General features: G+C 33.9%; 14 protein-coding genes. 13 read left to right on the top strand and 1 reads right to left on the bottom strand.

The annotated features are described in order from the left end of the window. Positions 1-31 precede the first annotated feature (31 nt). The 13 genes from gcvH to Q1K37_RS06525 all read left to right on the top strand — a co-directional run bounded on the left by gcvH (position 32) and on the right by Q1K37_RS06525 (position 12,470). Positions 32-412: a glycine cleavage system protein GcvH gene (gene gcvH / locus Q1K37_RS06585; RefSeq protein WP_300410678.1), complete on the top strand. Its 381-nt coding sequence runs from the start codon at positions 32-34 to the stop codon at positions 410-412. Positions 413-415: 3 nt separating this feature from the next. Next, positions 416-1,768, top strand: a complete 1,353-nt coding sequence (gene gcvPA, locus Q1K37_RS06580; RefSeq protein ID WP_300410676.1) for an aminomethyl-transferring glycine dehydrogenase subunit GcvPA — start codon at positions 416-418, stop codon at positions 1,766-1,768. Beyond that, entirely contained in the window at positions 1,768-3,240 is a 1,473-nt protein-coding gene (gene gcvPB / locus Q1K37_RS06575) for an aminomethyl-transferring glycine dehydrogenase subunit GcvPB (protein ID WP_300410674.1), read from the top strand. Before gcvPA ends, gcvPB begins: the two co-directional genes overlap by 1 nt. Then, positions 3,233-4,630 carry a dihydrolipoyl dehydrogenase gene (gene lpdA, locus Q1K37_RS06570; protein ID WP_300410672.1) on the top strand — a complete coding sequence of 466 codons (1,398 nt, stop codon included), beginning with the start codon at positions 3,233-3,235 and terminating at the stop codon, positions 4,628-4,630. The genes gcvPB and lpdA overlap by 8 nt, the downstream gene beginning before the upstream one ends. A gap of 218 nt (positions 4,631-4,848) precedes the next feature. Beyond that, on the top strand, positions 4,849-5,871 hold the full coding sequence (locus tag Q1K37_RS06565) for a molybdopterin-binding protein (RefSeq protein WP_300410670.1): 1,023 nt from the start codon (positions 4,849-4,851) through the stop codon (positions 5,869-5,871). Continuing rightward, positions 5,871-6,485 (top strand): phosphatase PAP2 family protein, encoded by a 615-nt coding sequence (locus tag Q1K37_RS06560; protein ID WP_300410669.1) that lies wholly within the window; start codon positions 5,871-5,873, stop codon positions 6,483-6,485. Before Q1K37_RS06565 ends, Q1K37_RS06560 begins: the two co-directional genes overlap by 1 nt. After that, positions 6,466-7,086 carry a phosphatase PAP2 family protein gene (locus Q1K37_RS06555; RefSeq protein ID WP_300410667.1) on the top strand — a complete coding sequence of 207 codons (621 nt, stop codon included), beginning with the start codon at positions 6,466-6,468 and terminating at the stop codon, positions 7,084-7,086. Before Q1K37_RS06560 ends, Q1K37_RS06555 begins: the two co-directional genes overlap by 20 nt. Positions 7,087-7,094: 8 nt before the next feature. Continuing rightward, complete coding sequence (locus Q1K37_RS06550; protein WP_300410665.1) at positions 7,095-7,541, top strand: GatB/YqeY domain-containing protein; 447 nt, start codon at positions 7,095-7,097, stop codon at positions 7,539-7,541. A gap of 20 nt (positions 7,542-7,561) precedes the next feature. Beyond that, complete coding sequence (gene cdaA / locus Q1K37_RS06545) at positions 7,562-8,392, top strand: diadenylate cyclase CdaA (RefSeq protein ID WP_300410664.1); 831 nt, start codon at positions 7,562-7,564, stop codon at positions 8,390-8,392. Continuing rightward, the gene (locus Q1K37_RS06540) at positions 8,373-9,596 is read left to right on the top strand and encodes a CdaR family protein (protein ID WP_300410662.1); all 1,224 of its coding nucleotides are present in this window, start codon (positions 8,373-8,375) and stop codon (positions 9,594-9,596) included. The genes cdaA and Q1K37_RS06540 overlap by 20 nt, the downstream gene beginning before the upstream one ends. 10 nt (positions 9,597-9,606) lie before the next feature. Next, positions 9,607-10,950 (top strand): phosphoglucosamine mutase, encoded by a 1,344-nt coding sequence (gene glmM, locus Q1K37_RS06535; RefSeq protein WP_300410660.1) that lies wholly within the window; start codon positions 9,607-9,609, stop codon positions 10,948-10,950. Between the two features lie 9 nt (positions 10,951-10,959). Beyond that, on the top strand, positions 10,960-11,790 hold the full coding sequence (locus Q1K37_RS06530; protein ID WP_300410659.1) for a DegV family protein: 831 nt from the start codon (positions 10,960-10,962) through the stop codon (positions 11,788-11,790). Continuing rightward, positions 11,781-12,470 carry a 5'-methylthioadenosine/adenosylhomocysteine nucleosidase gene (locus Q1K37_RS06525; protein WP_300410657.1) on the top strand — a complete coding sequence of 230 codons (690 nt, stop codon included), beginning with the start codon at positions 11,781-11,783 and terminating at the stop codon, positions 12,468-12,470. The genes Q1K37_RS06530 and Q1K37_RS06525 overlap by 10 nt, the downstream gene beginning before the upstream one ends. A gap of 90 nt (positions 12,471-12,560) precedes the next feature. Here the strand turns inward: Q1K37_RS06525 and Q1K37_RS06520 are convergent, their stop codons facing one another. Continuing rightward, positions 12,561-13,250 (bottom strand): amino acid racemase, encoded by a 690-nt coding sequence (locus Q1K37_RS06520; protein WP_300410656.1) that lies wholly within the window; start codon positions 13,248-13,250, stop codon positions 12,561-12,563. Positions 13,251-13,576 lie beyond the last annotated feature (326 nt).

The following is a 13,576-nucleotide window of genomic DNA, read 5'->3' as shown; positions in this document are numbered from 1 at the left end:
AAAAAATTAAAATAAATAGGAGGATTTAATAATGAAAGTAGAAAAAGGATATTTATACACTAAGGATCATGAATGGGTAAAGGTTGATGGAGATATTGCTGAAATAGGTGTTTGTGACTATGCACAAAACAACTTAGGTGACATCGTATATGTTGACCTACCAGATGAAGACGACGAAGTTGAAGTTGAAGAAGAAATAGCTTCTGTAGAATCAGTTAAGGCTGCTGCTGAAGTTATGTCTCCAGTAAGTGGAACAGTTGTTGAAGTTAATGAAGAATTAGATGATGATCCTGCATTATTAAATAAGGCACCATACGAAGCATGGATCTGCAAAATTGAAATGTCTGACAAATCTGAATTAGATAACCTTATGAGCGACGCAGAATACGAAGAATTCGTTAAGGAGGCATAATTTATGTCCAAATATCCATATATTCCTAACACTGAAGAAGATGTTAGGGAAATGTTGGATGTCATTGGGGCTGAATCACTAGAGGATCTATTCTCTGATATCCCTAGTGACATGAGACTAAAAGGTGAGTTACAATTACCAAAGGCTAAATCCGAGGGAGAGGTTTACTCTTATCTATGCAAACTTGCATCAAAGAATAAGACTGTAAACGATATGGCTTGCTTCCTTGGAGGAGGAGCTTATGATCACTATATTCCTAAAGTAATTCGTCATATTACTGGAAGATCTGAGTTTTATACTGCATATACTCCATATCAACCAGAAATCAGTCAAGGAACTCTTCAATATATTTTTGAATTCCAAACATTAATGACTAGATTAACTGGTATGGAATATTCTAATGCATCATTATATGACTCACAAACAGGTGTAGCGGAAGCTGCAATTATGACTGCTAATATGTCTAAGAAGAATAAGATTGCAATTTCAGAAACTGTGGATCCGCAAGCGATAAAAGTTTTAAAGACCTATGCGCATGCAAGAAACTATGAAGTTGTTATTATTCCAAGTAAAGACATGGTAACCGATTTAGAAAAAGCTAAAGAACTAGTTGACAAAACTGTAGGTTCTGTAATAATTCAAAGTCCTAACTTCTATGGATATATTGAAGACATGCCTGCGTTTGTTGAATTAGCACACCAAGAAAAGAAGAGATATATCGTTCAATCCACTACTCCTCATTCTTTGACAACTATGAAAAAACCTGGTGAAATGGGTGTTGACGTAGTAGTCGGAGAGGGACAAGGACTAGGTATTCCTCTAAGTTTTGGTGGTCCTTACCTAGGACTTTTAGCATTTACAAAAGATTTTATCAGAAAGATTCCAGGCAGAATTGTTGGTCAAACTGAAGATTTAGACGGAAAGAGATCTTGGGTGTTGACTCTATCTGCAAGAGAGCAACATATTAAGAGAGAAAGAGCTACTTCTAATATCTGTTCTAACCAAGGGCTAAATGTTCTTGCAGCAACAGTATATATGTCTCTTCTAGGAAAGAAGGGTATGAAAGAAGTTTCTTCTCAATGTATTGCGAAATCTCACTATCTTTTTGAAGAACTTAAAAAATTAGATAAAGTTAAAACTTTTACTGATAAGCCATTCTTCCAAGAATTTACCATTGGATTTGACGCTGATGAAGATGAAGTACTATCTAAGTTAGAAGAAAATGACATTCTTGGTGGAATTAAACTTTCCAATATCAATCCTGAACTTGGCAATGGTTTAATCATTGCAGTTACAGAAAAGAGAACTAAGGAAGAAATGGACAAATTCGTAGAAGTTATGAAGGAGGTATTATAATGGTTGTTGATTATGACAAATTGATATTTGACTTATCTTCAGAAGGTAAAACCGGTTATATGCTTCCTGAATCTGAATTTGATACAGAAAATCTATCTTCATATATTCCAGAAGAATACCTAACTGACAAGGAATTGGACTTCCCAGAAATCAGTGAAGTTGATGCCATAAGACATTACACTCAATTATCCATGAAAAATTACGGTATCGACACAGGATTCTATCCTTTAGGCTCTTGTACTATGAAGTACAACCCTAAGATAAATGAAGATGTAGCAGCAATGGATGGTTTTGCAAACATTCATCCATATCAACCACTAGACACTGTTCAAGGTGCCCTAGAACTTATGTATAATGTTGCTCAATCATTAATTGAAGTAGCGGGAATGGACTATATGACTTTACAACCTGCTGCTGGTGCTCATGGAGAGATTACTGGTGTTATGCTAATTAAGGCATATCATGAAAGTAGGGGAGATTATAATAGAAACAAGATAATCATTCCTGACTCTGCCCATGGTACAAACCCTGCTACTGCAGCGATGGCTGGATATCAAACCATAGAGATTAAATCCAAACCAAATGGAATGGTAGACATCGATCTATTAAAATCCATTGTAGGTGACGATACAGCAGGATTGATGCTTACAAATCCTAATACTCTTGGTATCTACGATGAAAACATCAAAGCAATAACAGACATTATCCATGAAGCTGGTGGATTAGTATACTACGATGGCGCTAATATGAACGCCGTTATGGGATACAGTCAACCGGGAAGAATGGGATTTGATATATTCCATTACAATGTTCATAAGACATTCTCTACACCTCATGGTGGTGGAGGACCTGGAGCAGGACCTGTTGGTGTTAAAGATTTCTTGAAGGAATTTTTACCAACTCCAGTTGTAGATAAGAAAGAAGATGTTTCATTCTACCTTAACTATGATTTGGAAAAATCTTATGGACAAATGAAGGGCTTCTATGGCCATTTTGGAATGTTGGTTAGAACTTATACCTATATTCTAACTTTAGGTTCCGATGGACTTAAACATGCAAGTGCTATGGCAGTTCTAAATGCGAACTACCTTGCACAAAGATTAAAGGGAGCTTACAATTTACCACTTGATAGAATTTACAAACATGAATTCGTATTAGCTGGTATTAAAGATGATTCTCACACTATTACAACTTTAGATGTTGCTAAGAGAATTCTAGATAAGGGATTCCATGCACCTACTGTTTACTTCCCACTAATTGTTCCTGAAGCAATTATGGTTGAACCAACAGAAACAGAATCAAAGCAAACTTTAGATGGTTTTACAGAAGCTTTATTAGAAATAGCTGAAGAAGCAAAACAAGATCCGCAAATTCTTAAGGAAGCTCCTCACAATACACCTGTGAGAAGACCTGATGAGACTAAGGCGGCAAAAGATTTAATCTTAAAATATGAAGGGGATTTACATGCCTAAGATAGTAGTTATAGGCGCAGGACCTGGCGGATATGAAGCAGCTATTAGGGCTGCTCAGCTAGGTGCTGACGTTGTTTTAATAGAAAAAGGAAGAGCAGGTGGTACCTGCTTAAATATTGGTTGTATACCAACAAAGACACTTTGGAAAATAGCAGAATTTTATGATCAAGTAAAAGAATCTTCAACTTTTGGTATCAAATTGGAAAATCCAAGTATTGATATGAAGGCTGTTAGAGAAAGAAAAGACTATGTTGCAGATAGAATGAATCAAGGAGTTAACTTCCTTGTGGATTCTTATCCAAACTTGGAATATATCCAAGGTACTGCTTCTTTCAAAGATGAAAAAACAGTTGTTGTTAAAAAAGAAGATGGAGAAGTAGAAGTTACAGGAGACAGTTTTATAGTTGCTTCTGGTTCTATAGCTTTAGTTCCTGGTTTTGAAGGTGCTAAATTAGAAGGAGTATTGACTTCTACAGAATTACTTGATTTAGATTACTTACCAAAAAGCTTAGTAGTTATCGGAACTGGAGTTATTGGAATGGAATTTGCTTCTATCTACAACTCCTTTGGTACAGAAGTAACTGTACTAGGTTCTGATGTTCTTGCTGCAAGTGATGGAGAAATAACCAAGAGAATTCAATCCTTATTTAAACAAAAAGGAATGAAAATTCATAAGGGTTATAGAGCAGAAAAGATTGAAAAGACAGACAATGGCTTAAAGGTTTTTGCCGCTAACAAGAAGGGTAAAGAACTTGAAGTTGAAGGAGAATTGGTTCTTATGGCCATAGGAAGAATTCCTTACACTGAAGGTCTTAACCTTGAAGAAATCGGCGTAAAAACCGATAGAGGTGGAATAGTTACTACTGAAAACTGTAAGACTTCTGTTGAAAACATATACGCTATTGGAGACTGTGTTGCTGGCAACAACCAATTAGCCCACGTTGCTTCAAATCAAGGTCTAAACCTTGTTGAAACATTAATGGGTAACGAACCACATATAAATGAAGAAGTGGTTCCTGCTGCGACATTTACATTACCAGAAATAGCTCAAGTTGGTAAAACTGAGGAACAATTAAAAGAAGAAGGAATAGAATACGATAAGTCTAAATTCCTATTCTCAGGAAATGGTAAGGCAGTATCTATGGGTGAAACTGATGGTTTTGTTAAAATATTGGCTACAAAGGACCATAAGAAGATTTTGGGAGTTCATATATTTGGACCTCATGCTAATGATATGGTACACTTTGGAGCAATAGCTATGGCAAATGATCTATCAGTTGAAGATTTAAATAGAACAATTTTCGCTCACCCAACATTAGCAGAAACATTTATGGAAGCTTCCCATGCAATGCTAGGAGCGTCTATTCATACTGCAAATATTAATAAGTAATATCATACTAGTTTAATGAGGGAGTCTAGAAATAGACTTCCTTTTATAATTTTAAGTAAAATAAAGAACTCTTACTTTTTAAAGGAGCATTTACATATTAAGATTTTAAGATTTTCTGAGTGGACAAATTAAAATTTTATTAATTTCAGCCATGTTTATGGATTAATCATTATCCTTACTTTATGATAAAATATACTTAGAAGAAAACGAGGTAATGTATGAAAAAGATTAGAGTAGAAGATGCTATTGGTCATATCTTGCCCCATGATATGACCAAAATAGTCAAAGGGGAATTTAAAGGCCCTGCTTTTAAAAAGGGACATATAATAAAAGAAGAAGATATTCCTAAACTCTTGGATATGGGAAAAGAACATATATATGTAATTGAAAAAGATGAAAACAAAATCCATGAGGTTGAGGCTGCGAAAATTCTTGGTGATATTTGCCTTGGAGACAATATGTATTTAACAGATGTTTCCGAGGGGAAGATTGGTGTTAAAGCAGCTATAGATGGTTTTTTTCAGGTAGACAAAGATAGATTGTTTAATCTGAATATGATTGATGAGGTTGCAATTTCAACTAGAATGGGAAATCTTCCAGTAAATAAAGACGATACTTTAGCTGGAGCTAGAGTAATACCTCTATTGATCGATAGAGATAGGATGCAAAAAGCTAAGGAATTATGGAATAATAGACCTATTTTAAGTTTAAAACCCTTTATCGAGAAAAAGGTTGGTGTAATAACAACAGGTTCTGAAGTATTTCATAAAAGAATTAAAGATCAATTCACCCCGGTTGTAATAAAAAAAATCGAACAATACAATAGTGATGTAGTTTTTCATAAAATTTGTGATGACGATTTGGATCAGATAAAGTCAGGAATTTTAGAAGCCATAGATTTTGGATGTGATTTTATAATTTGTACAGGTGGTATGTCAGTGGACCCGGATGATATGACCCCTGGGGCTATAAAAGAGTCTGGCGCCAAGATTATATCCTATGGAAGTCCAATGCTTCCTGGGTCAATGTTTTTAGTATCTTATTTAAATAACATTCCGATCTTAGGTCTTCCTGGCTGTGTGATGTATATGAAAACCACTGTTTTTGATGTTATCTTACCTTATATTTTTTCAGATACAGAGGTTACAAAAGAGATAATTGCAAGTTTGGGATATGGTGGGTATTGTCTAAATTGCGAAACTTGTCACTATCCTAATTGTCAGTATGGCAAGGGAATCTAATGTTAAAGCGAGATAAAATAATTATATGCCTTACTATTATTTGGGTTTTATTTTTAGGAATTAGTTTAAAATTAGGGTTTTCGCCACTTAAAACTTTAGATAATAGGGTTTTAAATCTTTTTGTGACATATAATAAGCCGATTAATTTCTATAAGTTTGTTACAATTTTTGGGAACACCAACACATATTTTTATATATTTATACCAGTTGGGCTTTGGATGATTTTTCACAATTCTAAAAGGGGTTTTGGCTATATTTTGGTTTCAATATTGTTATCTACTATTTTGGTAATAGCTTTAAAGAATATAGTACAGAGGACAAGGCCTATAAAATACTTTATTATCGACCAAGATGGTTATAGCTTTCCCAGTGGCCATGCATTAGTGTCATCGGCCACCTATTGGACAATATATAGAAATACAAAGGTTAAAAATAAGTTTTTTAAGACTTTTCTAATAATATTTCCAATTTTAATTGGTTTAAGCAGGTTAGCCCTTGGTGTTCACTGGCCGACGGATGTTTTTACTGGGTTATTGATAGGATATTGTGTTGCTCTTATAAATGGGTATTTATATTTAAAAAAAGGAAGTACGAATGAGAAAAAATTTGCCTGAGACCATTACTATTTTACTTTTATTGTCAATTATGACAATAGGAATCATTAGAAGAAGAAGCAATGGATTTAATATGGATGTAAGAATAAGGGATTTTTTATTCAATAAAACTTCAAGTAGCTTTAAAAAGGGGATGGAGACGGTAACCAATCTAGCTAATGTTGATACTATTTGGGTAATTACTCTTCCCATACTCTTTTATCTTATTGCAGAACAAATGTATGTTACTGCATCGGCTATAATACTTTCAATTTTTATGGCTGTCTTTGCAAGTCAGGGTTTAAAAATTTTATTTAGAATCCATAGGCCTGAAACTGCTAAGGAGTTTTATGATCTAGGATATTCCTTTCCTAGTGGCCATGCCACTGTGGGTATGAGCTACTATTTAACCTTAGGATTTGTGCTTTCTGATATGACAGGGGGCAATTCCCTAATTGTTTTTGTCATGGGTTTTCTAGCTGTTCTCATAGGTGTTTCTAGGCTTGTACTGGGAGTACACTGGTTTACGGATGTTGTTATTGGACTTTTTCTTGGTGCGATTTGTTGCTATTGGGTGATATTTTTATTTAGTACTGGTTATTATATTAAATTGATTTTTTAGGAGGAATTATGAGTTTTTTAGAAAGATTAAGAAAAGATAAAATGAAAGCTTTAAAGGATAAAGATAAATTAAAGGTTAATGTTGTAACATTACTTATGTCTTCTATAGCTTTAGAAGAAAAGGAATCAAAAAAGGAATTGACAGATGAACAGGCTATAAAGTTTGTTCAAAAGGAATTAAAACAACTTAAGGACACATTAGATCAGACTCCAGAGGATAGAGAAGACATAATTTCAGAGACCGAAGATAGGATTAGAATAGTGGAAAGTTATTTGCCAAAGCAAGCTGAGCCTGAAGAAATTGATAAAGAAATAATAAGTTTTATAGAGTCTGAAGGGCTTTCCAAGGAGCCTAAAAATAAGGGTATAATAATAAAACATATCCTGGGTAAATTTGGTGCTAAAACCGATGGCAAGACTGTAAATGGTGTGGTTGATAAAGTTCTTAAAAACTAGACGGGGACAAAGGTGGCATAATGGGGGAAGAGTTTAACGGATTAATAGATGCTTTATCCTATATTAGGGTAAGAGATATTATCGATGTAATAATTGTAGCTCTGGCAATCTATAAGATTTTTACTTTGATTAAACAGACAAGGGCAGAACAACTTATGAAGGGTGTTCTTGCTATTTTTACATTCTCTATTGTAAGTAGATTGTTGAATTTATATACTGTTTCATGGATTTTGGAAAAGGCTATGACCGCTGGGTTTATCCTATTTATTGTAGTCTTCCAACCAGAATTGAGAAGGATGTTAGAGTATATTGGAACCAGTAATCTATTTAGGAAATCTTTTATAGATATTCAATATGAAACCGCCAAAGACATAGTTGAAGAGGTCTCCAGCGCCATGGGCTCACTGTCTAGGCAAAAGATAGGGGCTTTATTGGTATTTGAAAACAAGACTGGTTTAAACGAAGTTATTGAGACTGGTACCAGGTTAAACTCTGATATTTCCAGTGAACTCTTGATAAATATCTTTATTCCAAACACACCTTTACATGATGGAGCAGTTATTCTTCGTAAGGATAAAATTGTAGCAGCGTCATGCTTCTTACCCATGTCCGATAGTCAGACTGTTTCAAAAGAATTGGGAACAAGACACAGAGCTGCCTTAGGAATGTCAGAAAGGTCTGACAGTTTGTCCATAATAGTCTCTGAAGAAACAGGAACTATTTCTGTTGCTGAAAAGGGCGAATTAAAAAGATATGTGGACATTGAAACTTTAAAGGAGATTTTGTTTAAGTTTTACAATGTAGATTGGAAGGAAGAAGAGGAGGATAATAGTGGAAAGGATAAAGAATAATTGGCCATTTAAATTGATCTCTCTGGTCTTCGCAATAGCTCTTTGGTATTATGTGGTATCAGAGACCAATCCAACCATAAAGAAAGAGTTTAAGTCCATTCCTGTTAATTTTAAAAACGAAGAAACTCTAAAGAGAAAAAATTTGACGATAGTGGACCCCCTCGAACCAATTGTAAATTTAAAATTAGAGGGAAAAAGAAATGTAATTTCTAGAATTAAGAGAACTGATATAGATGTTTATGCGGATCTAAATGAGATAAATGACAATGGTGAAGTCAGTTTGAACTTTGCAATACCTCAAGGAACCTCCATAGTGGAAAAGTCAGATAATAAATTGTCTTTGAAGCTAGATGAGATTATGACCCTAGTTAAAAAAGTTGATGTTAAACGTTTGGGAGAGCTTCCTTCAGACAATATTACTGTTACTGATATTGAAGTTGTTCCTGAAGAGGTAAAGATAACAGGTCAAAAGGAATTGATTGACAAAATTTCTAAAGTTTTGGTTCCTGTAGATATCTCTGTTATGACAAAAGATACAACTATTTCAAAAAAAATTGAAATTTTAGATGCAAATGATGGTGAAATCGAAAATTTGGATGTGGATAGTACGGATGTGACCGTCAATGTTTTCATATCTTCCACCAAACAAGTTCCAATCAAGATTTCTGCTAAGAATAAACCCTTTGACTTCAACGAAGCGGATTTGAAACTAGCTAAGAGCAAGATAACTATAATTGGGGCTAAGGATATCCTTGATAAGACAGAAAGTGTGGAAACAGAGGTAATAGATTTAGAAGATTTTATTAATAATACAACAAAGAAGATAAAACTTCATTTTCCACAAAATATAAGTCCCTTATCAGGTGAAGATAAAACCATAGATATTACTTATTCGGCGGATGTTGGAGAAGGGCAGCCGAGCAAGGTTTTTACCCTTAAAACTGACAATATAGACTTGATTAATAAAAAAGAAGGTAAAGCCTTGGTATTGCCTGCAAATCTTCCAGAAGTGTCCATAAGGGTCTTTGGAGAAGAAAAGGCAATAGACCTTATTAAGCTCGATGATATCGCATTAAAGATAGATTTAAAGGACTTAGATAATGGAGAACATAATGTTCCCATTATTGTAGATCTAAAAAAAGAAGGAGTGACTAGAACTATGGTCAATCCTTCTACAATAACTGTAAAAATTGTAGATGAATAATGGAGGAAAAATGGGTAGATATTTTGGAACTGATGGAATTAGAGGGGTAGCAAATACTGAACTTACCCCTGAACTGGCTTTTAAATTGGCAAGGGCTTCAGCCTATAGATTAAAAGAAGATCATAACAAATTGATAGTTATAGGTAAGGATACTAGGATTTCTGGGGATATGTTGGAAAGTGCTCTAGTAGCTGGATACAATTCAATGGGATATGATGTAAAATTATTAGGGGTGATTCCAACTCCTGCAGTTGCGCATTTAACTTTAAAATATAAAGCTGAAGCTGGAATTGTCATATCTGCTTCCCATAATAGTTTTGAATATAATGGAATTAAATATTTTGGTAAGGATGGGTTCAAACTCCCAGATGATGTGGAAGATGACATTGAGGATCTAATTGATAATTATAAGTCCATTGGAGAAAGACCTTTTGGAGATAAGATGGGTAGGGTTTTCTTTGAAGAAAAAGCATTACAAGACTATAAGTCACATTTAAAAGATTTGGTGTCTACAGATTTTAAAGGCTATAAAATAGCTTTAGATTGTGGTAATGGTGCTACTTATAAAATAGCTCCTGAAGTTTTTGAAGAATTGGGAGCAGAAGTAATAGCCATAAATACAGATCCTAATGGTATTAATATAAATGATAACTGTGGTTCAACCCATCCTAGTAAATTACAGGAGACCGTAGTAAGTAATAATTGCAATATAGGCTTTGCCTATGATGGTGATGGGGACAGGCTAATTACTGTAGATGAAAAAGGGAATCTATTAGATGGAGATCACTTTTTAGCGATTTTGTCCTCCTATCTTAAGGATTTAGGGAAGTTGGAAAATAATGGCGTTGTTGGAACTGTTATGACCAATATGGGATTAGATGAATTTTGTAAATCCAATGACATCCAACTACTTAAAGCTTCCGTAGGAGATAGATATGTATTGGAGATGATGACTAAGGAAGGTTATTCTCTAGGTGGAGAACAATCTGGGCATATTATTTTCAAAGATTTTGCCACAACTGGTGATGGCGTTTTATCTTCTTTGATGCTAATGGAGGTTTTGGTAAAAACCAAAAAGGAGATGTCAGAACTAAATAATATTATGACTACTTATCCTCAAGTACTAGTAAATGCAAAGGTTCGAAATGAGAATAAAAAGTTATATGAATTAGATGACCAAGTTCAAAATGAGATCCGTAGGGTTGAAGGAATCTTTAATGGACAGGGAAGAGTGTTAATCAGGCCATCGGGAACAGAACCTTTGATTAGGGTAATGATAGAAGGGAAGGACTTAAAAGTGCTTGAAGAGGAAGCAAAGAAGCTTGCATCTTTGATTGAGTCCAAATTCTCTTAGGAGGTAAATATGCAGAAAAGACTTATAGTAGCCGACTCTGGTTGCGATTTGAGCGAAGAAATTAAGAAGAGATTAAATATAGAAATAGTGCCTTTTAATATAGACATAGATGGAGAGTCCATTATGGATACACCTGATGTAGATAAGAAAAGTTTTATGAAGAAGATGAGAAAAAGTTCTAATCCTGTGAGATCCGCCGCTCCATCTCCTAATCTTTTTATGGAAAAATTTAAAGATTTTAAGGAGATTTTAGTTATAACCATCTCTCAAAAATTAAGTGGGACCTATAATAATGCAGTATTAGCAAAAAATATGTTTCTAGAAGAAGTGGATGCAAAAATCCACGTTTTTGATTCAAAATCCGCTTCTTCAGGAGAGACGGCTATTGCTATGAAGATTCAAGAGCTTATGGATCAAAATTTTAATTTTGAAGAGATAGTTACTGAGGTTGAAGATTTTATTTCCAATATGAAGTCCTACTTCATTCTAGATGACTTTGATAATCTAATTAAAAATGGGAGGATGTCTAAGATTACAGGAACTATTGCTAAATTTCTATCCTTTAAGCCTGTTATGCAAGGGGTAGACGGCGAGATTCAAGTATTTGCTAAAACAAGAGGTCAGCTCAATGCTTTGAATAAATTGGTGGAAGCAATTGGGATGGAAAAGAAATTAGATGATAGAAATCTTGTAATATCCCATTGTGAGGCTTTGGAAACTGCATTAAAGCTTAAAAAAGCTATAGAACAAAAATATAAATTTAAGAGTATTCAAATTGTAGAAACTGGTTTGTTGGCATCGGTCTATGCCAATAGGGGAGGAATTGTAGTATGCTTTTAAAACCTCCTGGGGGGAACACAGTTGTAATAATTTGTGCTATGGAATCAGAAATTGAGTTTTTCAAGGACAAAATTGAGATCTTCTCGACGGAATACATTTGTAAAAGAAAGGTCTATGAAGGTCTCTATAATGGGAAAAAAATTGTATTTTCAGACTGTGGTGTTGGGAAGGTAAACAGTTCAATGCTTACTCAGGCATTAATAGATAGATATAATCCCTATCTTATTATAAACTCAGGCATTGCTGGAGCTTTAGATGATAGATTGAAACATCTTGATCTTGTGATTGGAAAGGAACTGACCTACCATGACTATGAACTTAGACTCTTGGAAAAATATTCTCCCTATGTAAGATCTTTTAAAGCGGATTCTGATTTACTGAAGAAATTTGAATCCTTGATTAAAGATGGAAATTATTACGAGGGTTTGATAATAACAGGAGATAAATTCGTTGTTGACAACGAGACAAAAAACCGTTTAAAAACAGATTTTAATGCATTATGTGTGGAAATGGAAGGTGCTGCCATTGCCCATGTATGTTATCTAAACGATGTTAAATTTCTCGTAATTAGATCTATTTCAGATCTTGCCGATAGTTCTGGCGATGAAGATTATGATAAATTTGAATTTATAGCTGGCAGACGAGCTGCTGAATTAACATTGAATTATATAGGAAAATAAAACAATAAAAAAGACTGTTGGAGGGGCTTTAGTAAAGTAGGACTCCAACAGTTTTTAATTTAAAAAATGTAATTATTCAATAAAGTGAAATTATTTTTCTAGAGACTCTTCAATCGCCCTAGATGTTAAAATATCCATTGCATCTATAAATTGCAAATTAGGATTACTAAACTCTAAACAACTGAGTTCCGTACATGCAAGTATTGGGATTATCTTGTTCTGATTTAACTTTACAATCATATCTTCAAAATCTTTAGATTGAAGGATAGATTTTTCCTTTACATTATAAATCGTATCCATAGTCAAAGTTTTTTCGTCGTCTTTTAATTTATAATTTGTTAGCTTGTACTTTTCGATATATCTATCATAGACTCTAGAATTTAAAGTACCTAAAGTTCCTAAGACTGCAATTTTATTAAAATTTGTAGATGAAGCAATAAAAGAAACCGTCTCTTCTACCATGTTTATTATATTGATATCTGTCATCTTTTTAAATTCATCAATAAAAAAATGACTAGTATTACAAGGTATGACAATATTATCAACCTCGATATTATTCATAATATCAAAATCTGCTTTTATTTCATTTAAAAAAACATCGAATTTTCCTTCGGAGATGATCCGAGTCCTATCTGGAAGGGAAGCGTGATTTAAAATTACCATATCTATATGATCCTGATCCTTACTGGCTTTAGTATTTTTAACAATTCGTTCAAAAAAGCGTACAGTGGCTAAAGGACCCATCCCTCCAATAATACCTAATTTTTTTATTTTAAACACCAACTTTCTTTCGTACTAAACAATTATATATAAATATTTGGGACTTGGCAATTTTCGTTTTTTGTAGTAGAATAATCATTGTGCTAAAAAAAGTGATTTTTTTCTAAGACTTACTTAAATTTAAAATGATCTTAATATTTTTTTAGCATTTTCAAGGGATTTTGCAAGTAAATTAAAATAAGTTTAAAAAAACTTCAAAAAGGGCTTGCAATATATTTTATGTATGCTATAATATAATAGTCGTCAGTCAGAGATGACATTTCGGGGTGTGGCGCAGTCCGGTAGCGCACGTGGTTTGGGACCATGGGGCCGGGGGTTCAAATCCT

Origin of the sequence: Lagierella sp., from assembly GCF_029983815.1 — a bacterium.
Taxonomy (GTDB): Bacteria; Bacillota; Clostridia; order Tissierellales; family Peptoniphilaceae; genus Mediannikoviicoccus.
This window is presented reverse-complemented; position numbering and strand designations above follow the sequence as displayed.